General features: G+C 49.2%; 18 protein-coding genes and 2 pseudogenes. 16 read left to right on the top strand and 4 right to left on the bottom strand.

Annotated elements, in window-relative coordinates:
* The first annotated feature begins 130 nt into the window (after positions 1-130).
* Together tctD and HV334_RS05755 are read left to right on the top strand one after the other, a co-directional pair.
* Positions 131-805, top strand: coding sequence for a transcriptional regulator TctD (tctD, locus tag HV334_RS05750; RefSeq protein WP_181221264.1), 675 nt, complete (start codon positions 131-133; stop codon positions 803-805).
* On the top strand, positions 792-2,243 hold the full coding sequence (locus HV334_RS05755) for a HAMP domain-containing histidine kinase (RefSeq protein WP_016157280.1): 1,452 nt from the start codon (positions 792-794) through the stop codon (positions 2,241-2,243). Before tctD ends, HV334_RS05755 begins: the two co-directional genes overlap by 14 nt.
* On the opposite strand, the gene HV334_RS05760 is transcribed toward HV334_RS05755, so the two are convergent.
* The 4 genes from HV334_RS05760 to HV334_RS05775 are packed head-to-tail and all read right to left on the bottom strand — an operon-like array spanning position 2,236 to position 7,193.
* Positions 2,236-3,318 (bottom strand): fimbrial protein, encoded by a 1,083-nt coding sequence (locus tag HV334_RS05760; RefSeq protein ID WP_181221265.1) that lies wholly within the window; start codon positions 3,316-3,318, stop codon positions 2,236-2,238. The genes HV334_RS05755 and HV334_RS05760 overlap by 8 nt on opposite strands.
* A 10-nt stretch (positions 3,319-3,328) precedes the next feature.
* Positions 3,329-5,881: a fimbria/pilus outer membrane usher protein gene (locus HV334_RS05765; RefSeq protein WP_181221266.1), complete on the bottom strand. Its 2,553-nt coding sequence runs from the start codon at positions 5,879-5,881 to the stop codon at positions 3,329-3,331.
* 13 nt (positions 5,882-5,894) lie between these two features.
* Entirely contained in the window at positions 5,895-6,566 is a 672-nt protein-coding gene (locus HV334_RS05770; protein ID WP_181221267.1) for a molecular chaperone, read from the bottom strand.
* A gap of 54 nt (positions 6,567-6,620) precedes the next feature.
* On the bottom strand, positions 6,621-7,193 hold the full coding sequence (locus HV334_RS05775; protein WP_141875720.1) for a fimbrial protein: 573 nt from the start codon (positions 7,191-7,193) through the stop codon (positions 6,621-6,623).
* A 1,048-nt stretch (positions 7,194-8,241) separates the two neighbouring features.
* Here HV334_RS05775 and HV334_RS05780 point away from each other — a divergent pair.
* The 14 genes and pseudogenes from HV334_RS05780 to HV334_RS05840 form a co-directional block, all read left to right on the top strand.
* Positions 8,242-8,571 (top strand): annotated as a pseudogene (locus HV334_RS05780) (undecaprenyl-phosphate glucose phosphotransferase); the annotation flags it as partial.
* A gap of 60 nt (positions 8,572-8,631) precedes the next feature.
* The gene (locus HV334_RS05785) at positions 8,632-9,612 is read left to right on the top strand and encodes an IS5-like element ISKpn26 family transposase (RefSeq protein ID WP_000019450.1); all 981 of its coding nucleotides are present in this window, start codon (positions 8,632-8,634) and stop codon (positions 9,610-9,612) included.
* Positions 9,594-9,854 (top strand): hypothetical protein, encoded by a 261-nt coding sequence (locus HV334_RS25480; RefSeq protein WP_345943272.1) that lies wholly within the window; start codon positions 9,594-9,596, stop codon positions 9,852-9,854. The genes HV334_RS05785 and HV334_RS25480 overlap by 19 nt, the downstream gene beginning before the upstream one ends.
* A pseudogene (locus tag HV334_RS05790) lies at positions 9,760-10,857 on the top strand (undecaprenyl-phosphate glucose phosphotransferase); the annotation flags it as partial. The gene HV334_RS25480 and the pseudogene HV334_RS05790, both read left to right, overlap by 95 nt.
* Complete coding sequence (locus HV334_RS05795) at positions 10,847-12,133, top strand: outer membrane beta-barrel protein (RefSeq protein WP_046274862.1); 1,287 nt, start codon at positions 10,847-10,849, stop codon at positions 12,131-12,133. The pseudogene HV334_RS05790 and the gene HV334_RS05795, both read left to right, overlap by 11 nt.
* A 1-nt stretch (position 12,134) precedes the next feature.
* Positions 12,135-12,692 carry a polysaccharide biosynthesis/export family protein gene (locus HV334_RS05800; RefSeq protein ID WP_103766773.1) on the top strand — a complete coding sequence of 186 codons (558 nt, stop codon included), beginning with the start codon at positions 12,135-12,137 and terminating at the stop codon, positions 12,690-12,692.
* Between the two features lie 2 nt (positions 12,693-12,694).
* Positions 12,695-14,824, top strand: a complete 2,130-nt coding sequence (locus HV334_RS05805; protein ID WP_181221268.1) for a tyrosine-protein kinase domain-containing protein — start codon at positions 12,695-12,697, stop codon at positions 14,822-14,824.
* Positions 14,821-16,032 carry a capsular biosynthesis protein gene (locus tag HV334_RS05810; protein ID WP_049282761.1) on the top strand — a complete coding sequence of 404 codons (1,212 nt, stop codon included), beginning with the start codon at positions 14,821-14,823 and terminating at the stop codon, positions 16,030-16,032. The genes HV334_RS05805 and HV334_RS05810 overlap by 4 nt, the downstream gene beginning before the upstream one ends.
* Positions 16,029-17,399: a capsular biosynthesis protein gene (locus tag HV334_RS05815; RefSeq protein ID WP_181221269.1), complete on the top strand. Its 1,371-nt coding sequence runs from the start codon at positions 16,029-16,031 to the stop codon at positions 17,397-17,399. Before HV334_RS05810 ends, HV334_RS05815 begins: the two co-directional genes overlap by 4 nt.
* A gap of 4 nt (positions 17,400-17,403) precedes the next feature.
* Entirely contained in the window at positions 17,404-18,393 is a 990-nt protein-coding gene (locus HV334_RS05820) for a glycosyltransferase (RefSeq protein ID WP_049282762.1), read from the top strand.
* Positions 18,394-18,407: 14 nt separating this feature from the next.
* Positions 18,408-19,619 carry a glycosyltransferase family 4 protein gene (locus HV334_RS05825; protein WP_181221270.1) on the top strand — a complete coding sequence of 404 codons (1,212 nt, stop codon included), beginning with the start codon at positions 18,408-18,410 and terminating at the stop codon, positions 19,617-19,619.
* Position 19,620: 1 nt separating this feature from the next.
* Entirely contained in the window at positions 19,621-20,733 is a 1,113-nt protein-coding gene (locus tag HV334_RS05830) for a glycosyltransferase family 4 protein (RefSeq protein ID WP_153690110.1), read from the top strand.
* 2 nt (positions 20,734-20,735) lie between these two features.
* Positions 20,736-21,143, top strand: coding sequence for a hypothetical protein (locus HV334_RS05835; protein ID WP_047358835.1), 408 nt, complete (start codon positions 20,736-20,738; stop codon positions 21,141-21,143).
* Positions 21,144-21,174: 31 nt separating this feature from the next.
* On the top strand, positions 21,175-22,566 hold the full coding sequence (locus HV334_RS05840) for a DUF4832 domain-containing protein (RefSeq protein ID WP_181221271.1): 1,392 nt from the start codon (positions 21,175-21,177) through the stop codon (positions 22,564-22,566).
* Positions 22,567-22,606 lie beyond the last annotated feature (40 nt).

Consider the following 22,606-nt stretch of genomic DNA (forward strand, 5'->3'; position numbering starts at 1 on the left):
CGGATTTTCGGGTACGGAAGAAGATTTTTGTGATTATGTGAGCCGATGTGTAGCAGTTCGGTTGCGTGATTGTTAAAACATTAACCTTTCAATTCCCTTTCAATGCGGCAGAAACTTTACAGGATGTGATATGCGTCTCTTATTAGCGGAAGATAACCGTGAGTTAGCTCACTGGCTGGAGAAAGCGCTGGTGCAAAACGGTTTTGCCGTCGACTGCGTTTTTGATGGCCAGGCGGCCGACCATCTTTTACATAGCGAAACGTACGCGCTGGCGGTGCTGGATATCAATATGCCGGGACTGGATGGTCTTGACGTCGTTCAGCGCCTGCGCAAACGCGGGCAGACGCTTCCTGTGCTGCTGTTGACGGCGCGCAGCGCGGTGGCCGATCGGGTGAAAGGATTGAACGTCGGGGCCGATGATTATCTGGCAAAACCGTTTGAAATCGAGGAGCTGGATGCCCGGCTGAGGGCTTTGCTACGCCGCAGCGCGGGGCAGGTGCAGGGCATACAGCAACTGGGCGAACTGGCGTTTCACGATGAGGGCTATTTTCTGTTGCAGGGGCAGCCGCTGGCGCTCACGCCGCGCGAACAGGCATTGCTGACGGTGCTGATGTACCGTCGATTGCGACCGGTTTCGCGTCAGCAGTTGTTTGAACAGGTCTTCAGTCTAAACGATGAGGTCAGCCCCGAAAGCATTGAATTGTACATCCATCGTCTGCGTAAAAAGCTACAGGGAAGCGATATGCGCATCGCCACGCTACGCGGGCTGGGCTATGTGCTGGAGCGTAGCGATGAAGTGGGTTAAACCCCAATCGTTGTACCTGCAACTGCTGATGTTTCTGGGTTTGCCGCTCATGTTGTTGTGGGGACTGTCGGCATTTAACAGCTATGTCAGCGCGCTACAGGCGGCGACGCAGGCGTATGACCGGACGCTGCTCTCGTCTGCCAGAACCGTCTCCGAGCGACTGGTGGTGCACAACAAACAGCTGGAAGTGAATGTGCCGTGGGTGGTGCTGGACAGCTTTGAGCTGAATATGAACGACAGGTTGTATTACAAGGTGGTCGATCCGGCGGGGAAGGTTATCTCAGGTTATGACGATTTACCTGCGATGCCGCCTGCGACATCGCGTACGCGGCTTTATCCGGCGCTGGCGTGGTTTTATCACACTGAATATCGCGGGGAGGCAATTCGCGTGGCGCGTCTGCTGCAGCCCGTCAACGAGGGCGGCATTATCGGCATGGCCGAGATTTATGTCGCCGAAACGCTGCAATCGCGACGTTACCTGGCGCGACAGCTGCTGTTTTCCTCGTGGGTTTCGCAAGGGCTGCTGGTGCTGCTCACGCTGGTGCTGGTCGGCTGGCTGCTGCGTCGGGTGTTACGCCCGATGCGCCAGTTGTCATCGCTGATGGTGCGTCGCGAGCCTGGGCTGCTGACGCCGCTGCCGGAGCTGCTGCCGTGGTCGGAAACCCGTCTGTTGATTGTGGCATTCAACCGTTATCTGGACCGACTTCGCGGCCTGATCTCTCGCCAGGAGCGCTTCAGCGCGGATGCTTCCCATCAGCTTAAAACGCCGCTGGCGGTGCTAAAAACTCAGGCGGCGGTGGCCCTCGCCAGCCAGCAGCCGCAGCAATGGTATGAGAGTCTGCAAGCCATGAGCTCCACGCTGGACAACACCATTCAACTGACGGAAAGGCTGTTACAGCTGTCGGCTGTGAAGCGCAAAGAGCAAGGAGAAAGGCACTTCTCGCCGGTTAATTTGTATGAGGTGGTGCAAAGCAGTTGTTTCACGCGACTGGCGCAGGCGCGCAGTAAAGGGATCGATCTGGGCTATGAAGGGGAGCAGGATGCGGTGTGGATTGAGGGCGATGAAGTCCTGCTTGGCGAACTGTGCGGGAATCTGCTGGATAACGCACTGAAATACACGCCGCCGCATGGTGTGGTAACCGCCCGTCTGCTGCGAAAAGGAGAGGCGGTGGTGCTGGTGGTTGAAGATAGCGGGCCGGGTATCGATGAGCAGATGGTGCACCAGGCGCTGCTACCGTTTCATCGCCTTGATAACGTCGGTAATGTCCCTGGCGCCGGGATAGGCCTGGCGCTGGTCAACGACATTGCTCGTCTGCACCGCACGCACCCTCAGCTATCACGGAGTGAAACATTAGGCGGGTTAAGCGTACGACTGCGGTTTTTATGCCTGGTGCGAGACGCGCAGGACGATCAGCATCGTCCTGCGCCTGTTATTTAAAGGTCACCGTCGCATTGACAGGGATACTAAATGTGCCGGGTTGGGGAGGATTCTTCAGCCAGAACAGGGTTGCCATGAACTCTTTGCGTCGGCTGTCGCTCTGGTTGGTAAATGCGCTGCTGGCAAAATCGATACGGTTGCCGCTGATAATGTCCCCGGAGCCGGGGTGTGCAGCATCCTGGAGCGTCACGCCGATATCTGGCGTACCCTGACCGGTAAAAACTGCGCCGCTGTTGCTTGTGGTGCCGGTAAACGTTACCGCGTAGTTGATGCCGCGACATTCATGCTTCCCGGCGGCTTCTACGGCAATAACGGCAAACTGTTTACTGTGGCTGTTATCTTTTCCCACTTTTGCTTCGGTAATGCTGATCCTGCCAAATTCGACGGTATCCGTTCCTTTGTCAGAGCTGATAGAGACGATCGGTTCGCAGTTGATATAACTGATGTTATTCAGGCCATTAAGCGCGGGGCCAAAGTTTTTTGCCGGATTGCTGGTGGAGCAATGCGAACCGCAGGCGTTAATGCTGCCAATACCGTCGACGACGAAAACTTTGTTGATGGTGCGACCGGCCAGCGCAGGCAAAGGATCCGGGAGTTTTCCGGTAGCGACCAGACTGAGGTTAAAGGTGAAAGAAAATGTTTGTGGGCGCGCCTGGCAGTCACTGGTATGGCTGTGGTTATTAGTGCTGCAGTAGTTGTCTGAACGTGTTCGGGGCAACGTTGCCTGATATTGGGTGGTGACGGCCTGGGCGCTTTGATCGTAGGGGCGACCATCAATGCTCACCACCAGTTTCATATTGGTTCCCTGCAGAAAATGCGCAAACTCATGATCAGGGTCGATGTAGATTCTGGCGGCTTCGCCGTGGGGCATATAATCTGTGTCGCGGCAAGTGACGCTAACGGTTTGTGGATTGGACACCCAAACGGTGTCCCCAGCGGTGGTACTGTGGCTGATTTTAATGGGATCAACGTGTACGGAGACGCTGTTTGCTGTACAGGTAACCGCATAGCTTGCACTACTGAATATCGGCAAACAAAGCAGCACCACGAGTTTAACTATTTTTAACGGATTCATTGATTGCACCTTACGAGCCGACGCACTGGGCGGTAATTTGTGTATATCCGATTTTCTTCACCGGCTGGTTATGGTTATCCGGCATTTGAATAAAGCAGTGTTCATTTGCATGGGAGCCCCAGCGCACTTCCAGGCGAGAATTGTCTTCCACGCCGCTGGCATACAGTGCGCCATGCATACCGACCAGACCGTGGCTACGACCTTTGGTATCTCGTACGTTCGCGCCGACCGGGGGGGCAATGTTGCCGGGCATGACGGCATTGACCAGATAGTTGCGGCCGCTGAAGGTTTCAAACACCACTTTGCCGATGGCTTTCTCTGTTGGAACAATTTTTTTCTGTGCCTGCGGAATATCCAGCCCGGCACCAATATCAGCGGTATTCAGACTCACCACGTTGTAATGCCATGCGTCTGCGGCGGTAAGGACCGCATAGCCGTTACCGTCAATTGCCACGCCATTTTGTTGCTGGATATGGACACCGTTGGCATTTTTGGCTTCGACCAACACCATGGTGTCGCCAGGAGAGTGCATGAGCGTCACGCCGCCTTCGTGCAGCATTGCCCCGCCGCTGATGCCCATATTCATATTCTGGTAGTTGCGTCCTGCGCTGTAGCCCCCCTGAACATTCATCTTGTCGCCTTGCCAGGCGGCGTTAACCCCGGCAGAGGAATCCTGTCGATCGGTGGTACTGCCCTGAACGCCCCAGCTCAGACGATCGTCAAATGCTGTATTGCTGTAGCTGGTGGAGTAGCTGTCGCCATTCTGCTGGCTATGCATGATGTTGGTGGAGACAAAGCCGCGGCTATCCATGAAATCGAATGGAATGGAAAGCGTCAGGTTGATACTGCGGTCCTGGTAGTCGTACTGGTTACGGGTATCCTGTACATAAACGCTCCAGTTGATTTTCCCCAGTGTATCGTTGTAACCCAGCTGTATCGTGCGGTCGTGACTCCCGTTGTGCCAGTAGTTTTGCTGGCTGGCGCTGACGTAAAGAGAGGCGTTATCCCACAAACGCTGGTTAACAGAGACCTCAAAACGTTGGCGGCGATTATTGTAGTTAGTGGTGTAGTAATGCTTTTTGTTGTGCTCTTCGCCAGGAAAACGCAGCTGTTGATTCGGGTCGTCATAGGCGATGTCGTAATAGCCCGAGGACCAACTGTTATGCTCGTTAATGGTGTCGCTAAAGCTGTAATAACCGGAGGTATTGTAGCGGTAGCCTACCAGACGGAAATCCGTACCGTACTGGTTCAGCGATTTGGAGTATAAGAAACGGTAACTTTGTCCTGTGGACGTATCTCCACTGGCAAGCTGCGCTCTGGCGGTAGTGATATCGAAAGAGATCGCGCCGAACTGGTGCAGATCCTGAGCGATCCCGGTGGCAATCGCATTATAGCTTTCTGCGGTCAGGAAACCACCGTACAACGTGGAGCCAAAGCTGAGACCATAACTCAATGTGCCTTGAACAAAGCGGGGCCGCCAGCCGCCGCTGTAACCGTCGCGGTATTCCCCTGCCGTAAACTGAAAGCGGTTGTTACCTGCACGCAGCATGTTCGGGACCGCCGAATAAGGCACAGTGAAATTACGCCGACTGCCATCGGCTTCAATAACGCTGACGTTCAGGTCGCCGCTTTGGTTGCTGGGGTTAATATCGTCGATGTCAAACGCGCCTGGCGCGACGTTTTTACTGTAAATCAGATAGCCATTTTGACGGATTTCGATTGTGGCATTGCTATTGGCGACGCCGCGAACGACTGGCGCAAAATCGCGTTGGCTATCAGGCAACATGTTTTCATCGCTGGTGAGCTGTGCCCCGGTAAACTGGATGCTGTCAAACACATCGTCGTCCGTATAGGTTTGCCCGAAGCGCAAGCGGCTACGCAGCGCAATAATATTACGTTCCACCCACGTGGAAACCGCTTGCCATTGACGACCTGAGCCGCTGGCATAGCTGAAAGTAGACTGGTTGCGAAAATGCCATCCCGCCAGGTTTATACCGTTGGCAAAACTGGCAAAAACAGAGTCATGATCCTGGCCCTGTTCAATCAGGTGCGTCGTATTGGCGTTGTAGCCGACAAAAGCGGCATTAATCCCATCGTCATAGGCCGATTCAGGCACGGCGTCATGCGCAGTCGAAAGCAGAAACGCTTCCGGCACTGAAATATCAATGCGCTGGTAGTTTGCATCTGCCGTCAGGCGGCTGTTTGCGATCAGAGCCGTGAGCTCCACGCAGGTATCGGCGTTACCTTCGGGGATTTTAATCCCGTATTTGCGCAGATCGTCCGCGCTCAGGCAAGGTTGCGGCTTGCCTTGTGGTTTACGTCTTTTAAAGTCAACATTGCGCGTTTCGACGAAGCTATGGTCAAGATATATATCGTATTCAAACGTGCCTTCGCTAAGTCCGTCATTACGGGCTATTTGCACTACGGAGGTAATATTTTGCGTACCATGTACAAAACGGGTATTAAACTGCGGCGTGCTGCTGGCGTATGCAGGTATGCACACGGCCAGCGTTGACAGCGTAAAGAGGGTGTACCGTTGCGGGTGCTTATTTTTTTTCATCATGTGCAACCCCAACTCAATTGCAAGATACCGGGACGTTATTAACCGCGTTAGTGCCGCCGTAATCATCTACCCAGCTAAAACCGATATGGCTGACTTTTTGCTGTGACAACGCAAACGTGCGTTCGCCATGCGGATTAATCATGTCGGCATCAATGTTTTCGCCGTTAATATGTAATTGCGTCAGGGAGATATGTAACGGCGTCGCATTGACCGTCCGCAGAGTATGACCGTGGCACTGCCACTGTAATTTCTCAACGGCTTCAGGTAGCGTCATATTCAGCCCAACAGGGCGATAAAATAGTTTGATGCGAATACGCTGCGCCAGCTGTAAGGTATTTTCTTCATTCTCGATGGTGGGGATTTCCTGCACATTAATCCACACTACAGATTCAACATTCTCAGGAAAGCCATTGCCCTGATAAATAGCTCGCAACACGGCTGATTTATGGCCGTCAAGTTTCAGGATCGGAGGCGTAATTAACATTGGCAGATTGGCAGGTGTCTCATCCGGATTACCATTATCCAGCCACGTCTGTACCATATATGGCTTGTCTGTATTATTGTTGACGTCAAACATCGCCGCTTTATCGTTCTCATTATAAATAACGCGTGTTTGACCCAAATTAATTGCGCTGTGAGCGGTGCTAACCACACACAGCAACAGGTAAAAGAATATTTTATTCATCAGGTGCACTTTCCAGGTTCAGGGAAGAGTGCCATCCATAGCAATCAACGTCCGTTATTTATAAATGACGGTGTAATTCATATCCGCAGTGATCGTGCCAGCCGCAGGCAGCGTTGCGCCAATTTGCTGATATTTGGCGACCAGATCGATTTGTGCATCGCCATTATGATCTGGTGTTAATATCACCTCATTACTACCTGAAGCGAAATTAAGGGCATGACCCGCTTGATCCACTTCGATGCCAACATCGGTGGCAGGAGTCGAACCACGAGTCGCTTGCAGAAGTGCTGCGTTACTGCCAGGGGTTTTACCAGTAAAGACCACCACATAGCCGCTTCCTCCAGTTACCCCACTACAGCCGCTAAATTGCAACGTAAACGGAGTATTACCGGTGCTAGAGCCCGCGCCGCTAAATAGCTGGTTGGTAACTTGTGGCAATGCCACTGTTTTACCTGGCTGGTTTGCTGTGCTCACCACGCAGGTACTGGCAACAATTTCTCCGGTAAAATGGACCGTCGCGGTGGCTTTAGAACCTGTTGCGGCAGTGGTAACGTAATTCGCTGCTGCGCCAGCATTAGCGGCAAACAAAGCGACCAGTACACTGCTGGTAAGTGCAGTTTTCATCATCATAACTCCGTTAAATTTATTATTTACCCAGAAAAGTACTTGTCAGAGGCACAGATTCAGCTGGAGTTCATCAACGTCAAAAAATGATGTAGGACTTCATTTGAAAGAAATGATTAACGTGCGTAAATTGCTCAACAAGTAATCCGGCGCGGATATTATTTATTTGCGAAAAATAAGTAAACAAAATTTTTTGGCATCATTGAATGGCTTTGGAAGGTGTTTTTATATATATCTTAACAAAAGTGTATACATTGTTATCAATAATTCGTTGGGGCGATTTACGCTGCTTTTAACAAAATTTTAATGCTGTCATTTATTCTCTTCTCTTTATTTTAAATCGATATGTTGGTAAGCGCTGAAAATTCTGATGTTAAAGGTGTGTTCATGCAGAATGTTGACATTAGTAATATGTAACACGCATTTTCTCAATGATTGGCTATCGTTTTAATTGAAGTCATGCTTGCCGCTTCATCTCCTCGGATTTGCTACAATTATTTAAACTAAATTTTTTTTATTATTCGTTTTTTTTTGAATTTTGAGCGTGAAAATGAAAGCAATCCCATACTCCTCGTAAAGTACCTTATTTATAATAAGGTTGCTAATCATTGCTTTGTAAATGTGTTACTAAGTTATTTTTATGGTGGGAATTATAAATACACTTATTGATTTCTTCTGTCGCTCTCCAGGACTCTCATCACTGACCGTAGCGCAACGAGGTTTGGACAAAGTATTGCTTTTTGTAAGGTTAACCCGTTGTCAGGCGCTCATCATGTGATTCTAGCCACTAGTAGCTTATGAATTGTGATCTGTCAATGACGTTTATGTTGCAATTAATCATGTTTTTCAAGGATGAAATTAAAAAATATTACCAATAAATAGTCATCTAAATCATTGGGTTGCATTTGTATGGTGCGAAACCCATCACATTGTATTACATTGTTTTTTACATTTACTGACAGTGTGCCATTGCGTTTTTAAGACTTGTGATATAATTAGCAACATAAATGAGAAAAAAACAATTAAAGATCAATAAATAATGGGCTGAGATATGCTTAAAAAATCGCTAAAGATTAGCAGCCAGGGATATCCAGTCTTTTTAAAACTGGTCGATTTCATTGTAATCAATGCGACGTTAATTTTTAGCGCCCATCTGTTAGGTCTGGCACCATTTAACACCATTGCCATTCTGAGTATTCTCTTCTCAGTCTTTTTCTTACTGTTTGCTGAATACATTAAAATGTATCAACAAAAGATTAAGACGATCGGTTTACGTAATCAAAAACGGTTGGTTTTTTGTACGCTACTGGCAATTTTTCTGAACGAACTGGTCAGCATGACGGTGGCTGAACCCGAGTCTCTCGGCTACTTAGGGAAGGTGCGAACAAGTTCCTGATATGAGATCATCATATTCATCCGGAGCGCATCCCAGAGGGACATCATGAGCCATCAACTCACCTTCGCCGATAGTGAATTCAGCACTAAGCGCCGTCAGACCCGAAAAGAGATTTTCCTCTCCCGCATGGAGCAGATTCTGCCATGGCAGAATATGACCGCTGTCATCGAGCCGTTTTATCCCAAGGCGGGCAATGGCCGACGGCCCTATCCGCTGGAGACCATGCTGCGTATTCACTGCATGCAGCATTGGTACAACCTGAGCGACGGTGCCATGGAAGATGCCCTGTACGAAATCGCCTCCATGCGCCTGTTTGCCCGATTATCCCTGGATAGCGCCCTGCCGGATCGCACCACCATCATGAATTTCCGCCACCTGCTCGAGCAGCATCAACTGGCCCGTCAATTGTTCAAGACCATCAATCGCTGGCTGGCCGAAGCAGGCGTCATGATGACCCAAGGCACTTTGGTGGATGCCACCATCATTGAGGCACCCAGCTCTACCAAGAACAAAGAGCAGCAACGCGATCCGGAGATGCATCAGACCAAGAAAGGCAATCAGTGGCACTTTGGCATGAAGGCCCACATTGGTGTCGATGCCAAGAGTGGCCTGACCCACAGCCTGGTCACCACCGCGGCCAACGAGCATGACCTCAATCAGCTGGGTAATCTGCTTCATGGAGAGGAGCAATTTGTCTCAGCCGATGCCGGCTACCAGGGAGCGCCACAGCGCGAGGAGCTGGCCGAGGTGGATGTGGACTGGCTGATCGCCGAGCGTCCCGGCAGGGTAAAAACCTTGAAGCAGCATCCGCGCAAGAACAAAACGGCCATCAACATCGAATACATGAAAGCCAGCATCCGTGCCAGGGTGGAGCACCCGTTTCGCATCATCAAGCGGCAGTTCGGCTTCGTGAAAGCCAGATACAAGGGGCTGCTGAAAAACGATAACCAACTGGCGATGTTATTCACCCTGGCCAACCTGTTTCGGGTGGACCAAATGATACGTCAGTGGGAGAGATCTCAGTAAAAACCGGAAATAACGCCAGAAATGGTGGAAAAAATAGCCTAAATAGGCTGATTCGATGTGTTTGCGGGAAAAAAATCGGCCCAGATCCGCGAAATTTTAATCAGCGAGTCAGCTTGGGAAGAAATGACCTGCTTATTCGCACCTTCCTTAGACAAACTGCCTTCCCCCTTTTATTCAGCGATTATTTACTGGTACTTCATCCCATTACCTTTTCTTTATTACATTCGCTTTTTCATTTTTAAATATTCAACGAAAAAGAGTATGCGCGTGGCGATTATTGGTCTGACTGACAATGGTCTGGCGGCAGAAAACGCGTTAATGGATGAATACGCTAATATCACATTAGATCTGGCTTTTTATGATGAGCGCGCCTTATCCCGCTGTGGCGATATCGTCGATAAGGTTAAAAGCCCCTTTCGTGGGCCGGTGATCAATCTGGTTGAGGAAGCCCGGCAGGGAAATATAGACGAAATCTACATCGCTTTACCGATGGTAGCTTTACAACGCATTCGTCATTTTTTGGCGATGATGTCAGACACCACCGTAGATACGTATATTGTTCCTGACTTCTACACCTACAGTAACAACATGTCCAAGCTGCGCTCCATTCACAACCTGCAAACTATTGGCATTTTTAGTTCGCCGTTTGAAGGGGCGGGGTCGTTTATCAAGCGGGCGGAAGATTTGGTGCTTGGCAGCATCATTATGGTGATGATTTCTTCGCTGATGTTGGCCATTGCCATTGGAATCAAACTCACTTCCCGCGGGCCAGTCTTTTTCAAACAAGATCGGTATGGTCTTAGCGGGCAAAAAATTAAGGTCTGGAAGTTTCGCTCGATGCGCGTTATGGAGAACGCCGATACGGTTATTCAGGCCACTAAAAACGATCCGCGGGTAACCAAGTTTGGTAGTTTCTTACGCCGCACCTCACTGGATGAACTGCCGCAATTTATCAATGTATTGCAGGGAAGTATGTCGATTGTCGGTCCCAGACCTCATGCGGTTACGCATAATGAGCAGTACCGTAAACAGGTCGAAAATTACATGATCCGCCATAAAGTTAAGCCTGGGATCACCGGGCTTGCGCAGATCAACGGTTTCCGCGGGGAAATCGATGCGCTTTATAAGATGGAAAAAAGGGTTCAGTACGATATTGAGTACATTCAAAACTGGTCTTTATGGTTGGATATAAAAATTATTATTAAAACTATTTTCAAAGGATTTATCGGTAAGAATGCATACTAAATTACTCGTGATTACCGGAATCGTGATATCGCAGCCCGTATGGGCTGATTTAACACCGAAATCACACATTGGCTTTGCGGGGATCGACTTCCAGGGCAAGGTCGCTGTGGACTATGGTTATAATGATAACGTGTCTTATCAGCCACATAGCAGAGATGCTATCGGTTCCTCGTTTCAGAGCGCAGCGCCCGTTTTGAGTATGATCGGAGAGCGCGGTCAGGATAAGTATTTACTGATGTACTCCGGTGATTATCGTAACTACTCAAGCGATTCCGCTGATAACTATAACGATCATTTTTTCCGTTTTAACGGTGCCTGGCGCTATGGGCTCAAGCACGGCTTAACACTCAATCTGGAGGATACGCTTGGGCACGAATCCCGCGGTCGAGGGATCACTGAGGGGTTTCTACCGGGTCAATTCGAGCAGTATGGGATTAAATCTCCGCTGACGACGAATTTTATTAACAGTGAATTGCGCTACAGCTATGGCGCGCCGGATGGGCGCGGGAAAGCGGAACTGGCGTTGTTATACAAAAAACTGACGTTCGGCAATACGTCTGACGCCCAGGAGAGTAGTGAAGATTTCTACAATTACATTCAGGAACAGGAATGGCACGAAAATAGCCTGGTGGCAGAAATTTTTGACCAATACACATCCAGAACGCGTTTTCGCTATAGCTTTATTACTAACCAGCGTCACTATGATAACAACTCAGAAAAAGACACTAATGAGTATTATTTACTGTATGGCCTGAAGTCACAGTTGACGGGAAAAACCAATGTCGACATGAATATTTCATGGTTGTACAAGACATTTGAAAACAACGCAAACTCGCATGATTTTAATGGTCTAAACTGGGATATAAAAGGGGAGTGGAAGCCGTTACAGCAGTCTGTTTTCACGGTGCACTCAGCGCAAAGCATTAAAGACCCATCGGAAGTTGGGGGATATATTTTAGTCACCCAGTATGGTCTTTCTTACCAGCATTTCTGGTTAGGCAACCGTTTCTCTACCTTGCTGGATTACTCATACACTTCAGAAGACTATAAAAAACAGAATAAAGATCGGCATGATAAAGATGGGGTATTTAGCGTAACCATGAGCTATGACTACACGCCGTCGGTCAATTTTGAGATTAAATATCAAATAGATACGTTGAATTCGAATAAGGATACTGATTCGTTTTATATCGGTCCCAACGACAATCAGGAAGTCATCAGAACGTTGGGTTATGATAATTCTATGATTATGCTTAAAGCTAAGGTTCAGATCTAAAATGAAAATAATAGAACTGTGCGCGGTTTTGCTATTCAGTATCCTGATGGTCGGATGCACAACGTCCAGCCCGAGATTAATGGACGATCCTGCTACTGTTCAGCAGGATTACCGACTTGGGGCTGGGGATACTGTCAATATCGCTGTTCATGGTCAACCCGATATGACGATGCGGTTTATTTTGGATAAGAGTGGGGAGATTAATTTCCCGTTTGTTGGTGCTCTTATATTAAAAGATAAAACTGTTGAGCAGGTGACTAGCGAATTAACTCAACGCCTGACTGGAGATTATTTTACTACTCCGATGGTGACGGTGAGTATTGCCGAGTTCCGTAAATACTATGTTTCTGGCGAGGTGAAAAGTCCGAATGGATTCGCTTATGAGCCAGGGCTTACCGTCGAGAAATCTATTGCGCAGGCGGGGGGATTTACAGATCGTGCTGACCGTCAAGATATCAACATTCGCCTGTCAGGTAGCAATCAGCTACTTGAGAATGTTGATTTAACGCACTCTGTTCATCCTGGGGATGTCGTGATTATTGGCATGGGGTTCTTCTGACGATGAAACTATCAATAGTGGAAAACGGCAAAAAACGAGAAAGCACTGTTGAATTCTCCCGCTTTGCCAAAGCGCTGAAAAAGAACGCCTGGAAAATCGCGCTGGCCGGTATCGTTGCCGGGGTCGTGGCTTATCCGTTAATCAGCATGATGTCCTCAAAGTATGTATCAACGGCGACGGTGCTGATTAAGGCGCAGGCCGATAACGTTTCTCCGTTCCCACAGGTTGATGGTTTCGATTCAACGCGCAGTGGTTACTACGAAACGCAATATGCGTTGATGCATTCACGAATTGTGCTCGAGCAAGCCGTTCGTGATATGAGGCTGGATGAAAACCCGGCATTTACCGGGGAAAAAGCCGATGCTCAGGGCGCTGATAGCAGTGAAAGTCGGCAACTGAGAATGGAGCTGGCGCTGAAAACGTTGTCGAAAAACCTGAATGTCATCGGTATTCGGACAACGAACCTCGCCTCTATTACCTATGAATCGACTTCGCCCCAGGTTGCGGCTGATATCGCCAACGGCGTCGCGCAGGCTTTCATCAACTATACGCTGGAGCAAAAGCGTCAGAAAGTAGAGAAAGCCCGCGAACTGAATTATGAAAAAATGGAAGAGGTTCAGAAGTCGATAGCGAAGCAAAAAGAAGAGATGGAAAGCTATCTGAAAAATGCCGGGCTGTTGACCTTTCGCGGTATCGATGGTTTTGAAACCGAGCAGTTAAGTATCGTGACCAATCGTCTGGCCGACGCCACCCAACGTCGTGTTGCCGCTGAATCCGTTTATAACGAAGTGAATGGAGCTGGGAAGTCCGCCGAGAGCGTTATCTCGCTGCCTTCGGTCTCTAACCACGCTCAGATTCAGGATCTGCGCATTGCGCTGATTCAGGCGCAGCGTACGTTGTCTGAACTGCGCAAAGTTTATGGGCCAAAAAACCCCGCCATTTTAAAAGCAGAGGCCGATGTTCAGTCGATCCAAAGCCAAACAGGACGGGTGTTGGGTGAGCTGAAAGTCGGCTTACGTCAGCAATATCTGGCGGCGCTGGTGGATGAAAAGAACTATCAGCAACAGGTGGAACAGCAGAAAGAGATCTTCCAGAAAATGGCGTCAAAACGGGATGCCTGGAACGGCCAAAAACTGTCGTTAGATAAAATGGAAGACCTGTATAAATCGCTCTATCAGCGTACTCAGGAGCTGTCGCTGTCCGGCGTGAATGCCGATGCGGTGTTATACGATCCCGCAGTTCCCGCATTAAAACCGGCGAAGCCGAATAAATCACTGCTGTTGGTGATGGTGGTCATGCTGGTGGTCGTGTTCAGCATCATGTATTTCATTGTCAAAGCGGCGATGGATAACTCAATCGCCAGCCTGAGTCGCATGAAAAAGCGCCTCAACGTTACCCCGCTGGGCGAAATCCGTCGTTTTAGTGGAACCTCAGGGCGTGCGCAAGTGCGGGACATGATCCTGAAGAACCCGCTGAATGCCGATATTGTGCACGGTATCCGTACCCGGATTATGCTGGATAATCGTCCATTACAGACGCTCGCCGTGGCATCGACGGAACACGGTGATGGGCGTTCTTTGTTGGCGAATCTGTTAGCGAACTCCTTTAGTTTTGACCAGAAAACGCTGCTTATTGATGCGGATTTCTTTAATACGGGCGGGCTTTCTTCTGAACTGGCATCACCTACATCCGCAGGCCTGGCTGAGCTGCTGCGCGGAGAGACTCAGCTGGAACAGGCGCGGATCACGCTCAGTGATAATCTCGACTTTATTGCGCACGGCAAGAGCACCATCTCTTCTTTACTGATGTTGTCGTCGGAGCACGTTGAACCCTTAATGCGCGAACTGAAATCGCATTATCAGCGCATCATTATTGATGTTGCTGCTGTGAATCAGAGTCAGGATGTTCAACTGATCAAACGTGCAGTCGATGGGGTTGTTTTCATTGTGAAAGCCGGGGTGGAGTCGGCGGGACACATCGCCAGCGCGCTGGATAAGATTGAGGAAAATAACGGCGTGGTGATTGGCGCAGTGCTCAATGCGGTTGAAGAAAAAGATCTTGAAACCCAGGAGGGTCTGCGTTCACTTAACTTCAGTACCGATCAACTGATGACGACGCCAGGCCGGGTATGAGTCTACTGAAGAGCGCTTCCACGATAGCCGGTTCATCAGTCATCTCGCAGTTGATTGGTGCGCTGTCTATCTGGTTGATTTCACACAAGTACGATATGGCTGAGGTAGGGCTTTATGCGCTCAATTACAGCATCGCCGTAGTGGGCGCGCAGGTGTGTACCTTTGCATCGCAGCTTTTAATTCCAAAACAGCACGACGACGAACTGGTACAGAACGTCGTTTTTTGCCTGATCCAAAGCACGATCATTGCCTTACCGTACGCCGTACTGACAGCGTGGCTGTTTCACCAGAACATCCTGTTCCTCTATTTGCTGACGCTGGCGACGGCGTGGGTTTTAATCTCGGAAAACCTGTCGCTGCGCACGGCCAATTTTCGTTTTTTGATTTTCCAGCGCATCTCTGTCTCTGTGGTGGTATTACTTTCGGTTCTGGTTACGCATCAGGTGCAACTGTTTTATTGGTCATGGGCCTGCGCGACGATGGTGCTGACCATAAGCTGTATTTTGCATTCATTTGATATTCGTTCCGTGGCGGCCAGACATTTGCGACCTGCCAGTAACTGGCATTTTTTCAAACAAAATATCCATCACATTACCAAAGTCGGTAGTGCGGAAGTGCTGGCGATGGCTAGCAGCAATTTGCCGATTATGTTGATTAACTTTTGGTTCTCGGCGCTGACGGCAGGTTATTTTTCCGTGGTTAGCCGCTTTTGCCTGGCGCCGGTGGTGATCATCGGCAACGCAGTGCGCAATACTATTTTTTCCAAGTGGTCTATCGACTTCAGAAATAACACCTTTAATTATCAGGAATATACCAGGGTACGGTTGCTACTGTTGGTTCTGGGGGTTATCTGTACTCTCGGGGTGTTTATTTTCTATCCAATAGTGATGCGTCTGGGCTTTAGCGAAGACTGGATTAACTCCATTGAGACGTCGCGCTACATGTTGCCCTATTTATTCCCGGCGCTGGCGATAAGCCCTCTGACGGTGATTGAGCTTATTTTTGGTTCCCACCGCTATTTTCTGCGTATCCAACTGGAACAGCTGGCGATTGTGTTATTCGCATTTGTCGTCATTCCCTATTTTCATAAAGATTATGCCACGTCGGTTATCCTGTTTTCTTCACTGACATTTATTCGCTACGCCTTCATTTATCTGAAAATGAATAAGCGAGCCAATCTTCTGAAAGACAAGCCGGTGATACTATGACGCTGAATACCGGATACTATTTACAGGTTTTTAGCTTTGTCACGCTGATCCTGTGTGGCCTGGTGCAATACTTTACCGGCATGCAGTCGGTGCTGTGGATCCCCTTTTTCCTGACCCTGTTGATGGTGGGATTATTGGTGATGCAGACGCGTGATGGCTCGCTGCAGCTGGATGCGCAGGAGACGATTGTCCTGGCGTTGTATTTTTCGTTTCTGATACTGGCCGGAACATCGACGCTGATTCAGGGCGGGATCACCGTCGCGATTGTGGCATTTAAAAATGAAATCGCATTGTCACTGGTGATGATCTGTTTGCTGCTGGGATTTTGCCGGGAGTCGCAGATTTACCGTGCAACGCGCTATCTGTACTGGGTGTTTTACGCGCAAATCCCGGTAATGATTTATCAGGTTTTGCTGGTCGTTCCCCAGCGCGTTGCGGTGCGTGGCGAAGATGAGAAATGGGACTCCGTGGTTGGTACGTTTGGCGGTGACCCCATGGGGGGCGGTAACACTGCTGCGATGGGCCTGTTTTGCCTGTTGATTATGTTGTTAAAAGTCTCTGAGTATAAGCACGGGTTGACCACGTTCAAGTCCATGGCGTTGCACATTGTTCTTGGGATCGGGCTATGTATTATTGGTGAAGTGAAGTTCGTTATTCTGCTGTCACCTCTGTTCCTCGCGTGGGTGTGGATCTCACCGAGCTACGTCAAAGACGTCAGTAAGGTTAATCTGAAAACGCTGTTGGTTATTGTGGCGGGCATGCTGCTGCTTATTAGCCTGTCGATAGTGATCCTCGCGTACTATTATTCTTCCGCGTTTGGCGGCGATCCGTCGAAAAGCTCGTTAAGCATTTTCATCGACTCCTTAAGCTATATCTTTGACCCGAACTACATCATGTCTACCGGGGAGTTAGGGCGCTTTACGACGTTCCTGTTCTGGTTGAAAAATAACGATCTGTGGGGGCTTTCAGGAACGTTATTTGGGTACGGGCTCAACGCCACAAACAGCGGGAGTACGGTGTCGCCGGGCTTTTTGAATATCATTTATAACTTAATTCTCGACTCGACTTCCCTGAGTATGCTGCTGTGGGAAGTCGGGGTGATCGGCACGTTACTTTTTATTAGCTTATTCATTTATATCCTGAAAGTTTGTCAGCCAAAGCCATTACTGATGCTTGAACAACTGGACCAGCAGGATCTCCAGTTGCTGAGCTTTGCACCGGCGTTTAACGCTTTTGCTATCAGTTGCTTAATTAGCTTACCTTACAGCCAGATACTGATGATTACACCGATGTTACAATTCCTGTTCTATTTATCACTAGGATCAAGTTTAGTGATTCGTCGAACCGTCCTTCGCTGTGTAGGGTAATTGTATGGACCAAAAACCGTTTATTTCAGTGAGTATTAAAACACTCAATGAATCTGAATGTATTGAGAAAACGATAGACAGTATCCGCAGACAGCTTATTGATTATCCACATAAAATTATAGTGGCAGATAGCCTGTCAACGGATAACACCCAACAGCTTGCGATCGATAAAGGGGTGACCGTGGTCTCTTTAACTGACCCAGGCGATCGCTGCTGCGGCGTCGGGCATCAGTTAGGTTATCTGTATAGTGAAGGGGAATATCTGTTGCTGATGGACGGCGACATGGAGCTGGAAGAGGGCTTTGTGGATCAGGCTGTCGCTTTTTTGCAGGCTGAGCCGGAATATGCAGGTGTCGCAGGAACCGTTGAAATGGACGATGCCGTTAACTATGAATTTAAATCGCGTAAGCAGCGTATTAGTAAAATCTATCCGCTTGGAGATAGCGACCATTTAGGCGGTGGTGGGTTATATCGCCGCTCTGCGATTGAGAAAATTGGTTATCTCACCAACCGTAATTTGCACGCTTATGAAGAAGCCGAACTTGGCCTGCGTTTGCTCGATGCGGGTTATAAACTACGCCGTCTGAATATTCCGTATTTTATTCATACTTCGCATACCATGCCGACCTTTCAGATGCTGAAGCACCGCTGGAAAAGTGGATACTATCAGGCACCGGGCGAGCTTTTACGTTGTGCATGGGGAAAACCTTATTTCGGCAAAGCGTTAAAAATGGTTAAGAACGAGGCGATTTTTTCTGTGTATCTGATTGCCTTGTTTATTGCGGCGGTGACCTTCAATCTCGAACTTTTCGATATTGCATTTCTACCCTTGCTTGCCTTTATTATCTTGAAAACCGTGCAGAATCGATCGTTATTGAACGGATTGCAGAGCGTAATGAACCTGGCCGTGCTTTCTGCGGGACTTGTTAAAGGGTTGACTAAACCAGTACGCGATCCGTTGACTCCGCCTGACAGTAAAATCATTCATGAATAACTAAGGCTGGCGCAATGAAAGTTTTATTAGTGAATAAGTTTTTTTTCATTAAAGGCGGCGCGGAAACCGTTTATTTTCAAGAGCGCGAGATGCTGAAACAGGCCGGAGTACAGGTTATTGATTTCTCGATGCAGCATGAGAACAATTTCCCTTCGGACTATGCGGATTATTTCGTCAGCAATGTGGACTACCACCAAGAGCGCAATCTGCTGGGCGGGCTCAAAACGGCGGTTAACTTTATTCATAATTCGCAGGCCTGCAAAAAGATGCTGGCGCTACTACAAAAAGAGCGTCCGGATATCGTCCACTTCCATAACATTTACCATCAGTTAACGCCGGCGTTGATTAAAGTGGCCCGCAATTTTGGCTGCAAAACGGTGCTGACCGCGCATGACTATAAAATCGTCTGTCCTGCCTATTCCATGCTGCGCGACGGTAAAGTGTGTGATTCCTGTATTACCGGGACGGTTTTCAATGCCTTCAGGTATCGTTGCCAGGAAGGCTCTGCTTCAAAAAGCCTCCTGCTCTCTTTAGAGGCGACCTGGCAATATATTGCGCAAAATTACCAGGCGCTGGATGTGATCGTTTCGCCGAGCGTCTTTTTACGCGGCGTATTGTTGCGTACGCTGCCGAATTCGCGCATTGATGTCATCGTCAATGGCGTTGATGACAGCCGTCCTCTGGGGGAGTTAAGCGATGCGGGCTATATGCTGTACTTCGGTCGCCTGAGCCGTGAAAAGGGCGTGGCAACGTTATTGGCGGCGCATGAGAAAATGCAGAACAAAGCACCGCTGAAAATTGTGGGTCATGGTCCCCTGCACGATGAATTAGTCGCTCAATACCCGGACGTTGAGTTTTTAGGTTATGTGCAACAAGGGGAAGCTCTCGATAACCTTATTAAGCATGCGCGGGCAGTGATCCTTCCTTCAGAATGCTATGAAAACTGTTCTATGGCGATATTAGAGGCGATGTCCTTAGGCAAGCCGGTGATCGGATCGCGCATCGGCGGCATCCCGGAACAAATTCGTGATGGTATCGAAGGGATTTTATTCGAACCTGGCAATGCGCAGGAGTTAGCAAATGCGCTGGATGCACTGGCCAACTCGCCAGAGAAGGCGCGGGTCATGGGCTTACAGGGTCGTGCGCGATTGAGTGAAAAATATGCGCTGAGTAAACATATGGATACTCTACTGGCGCTCTATAAAGAACTGCTGAGCAGGCCATAGTATGAGTAAAAAAATAACGGTTTTTGGTACGCGTGGTATTCCTGATGTATTGGGCGGGGTGGAGACACACTGTCAGAATCTATATCCTGCCATTAAGCAGCAGTTGGACGTTGATATTTGCGTGATTGCTCGCTCGCCGTATGTAAATTACAAACGATCGTTATATAAGAAAGTTGAAACCTACGCGTTGTGGGCACCCAAAAAGCGCTCGCTGGAAGCGATTGTCCATTCCGTTTTAGCGGCATTTAGGACAAGTATCGACCATTCAGATATTGTGCATGTCCATGCTATCGGACCTGGGCTTGTGATCCCCTTATTACGCATGTTAGGGAAGAAGGTGGTGTTCACCCACCATGGACCTGATTACGATCGTCAAAAATGGGGATTTGTTGCTAAAAAAATATTGCTGCTGGGTGAGCGTTGGGCAGTGAGATATGCCAACGAAGTGATTGTGATTTCTGAGGTTATTAATCAACTGATCCAGAAAAAACACGCTCGCTATGATGCGCATTTAATTCACAATGGCGTCAACGAGCCGCGGTCGTTATCTGCGCTGACCATCGACAATACGCTCTCCCGCTTTGGGCTGCAGCCGAAAAACTACCTCGTGGTGGTTGGGCGATTTGTGGAAGAAAAAGGGATGCATGATGCCATTGCCGCCTATCAGCGCAGCGGTTTAACTATGCCGTTAGTGTTAATTGGCGATGCGGATCATCCGACCGAATACAGCATTCGCCTCAAAAAGCTTGCCGCGGACACCCCTGGCGTTGTGATGACGGGGTTCTTGCGTGGTGATGAGCTTCAGGCGGTGTTTTCGCAGGCCCAGATGTTTGTGATGCCTTCATATCATGAAGGATTGCCCATTGCGCTGCTGGAAGCGATGTCATTTTCTCTTCCTGCCGTCGTCAGTGATATTCCGGCTAACCTCGAAGTTCAACTGCCGTCCGAGGCCTATTTTAAGGTGGGGGATGTGACCAGCCTGGCCGAAAAATTAACCGAGTGGGCGGCAACCAATAGCGTGGACTATCGTGTATATTTGCAAAACTATAACTGGCATGAAATCGCCAAAAAGACGATTAACGTCTATCACTCAATTGATAAAGATATAGGTTAATTTTGACCAGTCCTCAAAATCGTCCTCCCGTCATCGAACGATTTTATGCTCATCTTGACGAGCCGATTGCGCAAGAGTTGACCCCTGAACAAAAAGAAGGGGTGGAAAAAGCGATCCTGGCTTCGACTCTGACTTCTCGGCATCAGATCGATATTCGCCGAAGCTTTCCCTTTTTCAGTAAACGCTATTATCTGGTTTTTTTGTTTGGCAGAGATTTGCGTCGGCAGCATCGTCAGGAATCGACCCTGTCGAGAATATTGCTCACTTTTTTGCTGCTGATTGCCGTGTTGTTCGTTACCTGCTGCGTATTGCTGACGCTGTATATGATCAAATCAGCATTAGGTATTGATGTGTTCCAAAATTTTCATGTGGGTATATGGGACTGGTGGTTAAGCCTGAAAAACCGCTAGCGTAAACAAACCTGTGGAGGGCGTCACTGCGATGAAGTGTAAATGGGTTTCTGCGCTGTTGTTGATGTCCTTTCCGTTGGCGGTTATGTCCGCATTAACGACCGTAACCCCCAAAGCATTAACGGGCCCGCTAACCAATCCGGGGATTGGCGTGGCAAGTTTCCATCAGGGGTACGGTGAAACGCTGGGTCTGGCGGACTATCCCAATACCGGATTTGAATACGAGCGATTTTACTGGCGAGAGCTGGAGCCTGTTGAAGGTCAGTATAATTTTGCGCTGGTGGATGATGCCTTCAAATACGCGGCAGCGCATCGTCCCGCGATGAATGTCGGGCTGCGGTTTATGGTGCTTGCCGATCCGGGGGATGGCACAAAAATTCCCGATTGGCTGATTAAAAAAGGCGTGAAAGGCCGCTGGACGCCCGATAATAAAACATTTATTCCAGATTTAAGCGACCCACTGTTTATTGAGTACAGCCAGCGTCTGCTGAACGCATTTGGAAAACGCTACGACGGTAATGAGAATCTCGCTTTTGTGGATATCGGCATGGTGGGGGCTTGGGGTGAATGGCATAACAGCAATTTCCCTGATCTGAAACCACTGTTGGAGCAGTACACCACCGCGCAGTTAGACCCCTACGTCGCAATGCACTTTTCTGCCTTCCCTTCGACGCCGAAAATAATGTTGATGAGCGGTGGGCAAAGCCTGGCGAATGCGGTGGCGCGAGGGGCTGGATGGCGGGCGGATTGCTGGGGTGACCTGCGCGTATTTTCGGACTCCTGGAGCCATATGGCCGATGATTACCCGCAGCGATTACTGGCAGCACAGCAGAGCTATACGGGGTTTAATGATGCCTGGAAACGTGCGCCGGTCAGTCTGGAAATCTGTTCATATATGCAGGACTGGAAGAACACCTTCCACTATACGCGTGCTGAAGTGCAGGGCATTTTTGACTGGGCGGTCAAGCAGCACGCCAGCACGATCAACCTGAAATCGAGAGCGATACCCAGCGATTATCGACCGATTGTTGATGATGCGCTGACCAAACTGGGCTATCGGTTTCGCTTAGCGTCTTTGAGCCATGAGTCCGTGTGGGACGGCGGACAAACGCTGAGGTTGAACAGTACCTGGTATAACGAAGGTATCGCACCGATTTATCTGCCCTACACGCTGGCATTTCGTGTGGTGGATAGCGCCAGTAAGGTAGTGGCGCAGGGGAATGCGGCGGATGATATACGACGTTGGCTCCCGGGCGTTTATCAGGTTAGCTACGCATTGCCCATGCCGGGCCGACTGGCGAAAGGGCAATACGCCATTGAGGTTTCTATGCTGGATAAATCCGGGGCGGCAAGAATTAGCTTTGCCAACGAAGGAAAGCAGAGCAGCGGCTGGTATCGCGTATCAACGATAACGGCACGCTAACCCGTCATGGCAACGAGCCAGAGGCTCAGGCTCGTTGCCG

The organism is Citrobacter sp. RHBSTW-00944, from assembly GCF_013615435.1.
Lineage (GTDB): Bacteria > Pseudomonadota > Gammaproteobacteria > Enterobacterales > Enterobacteriaceae > Citrobacter > Citrobacter braakii.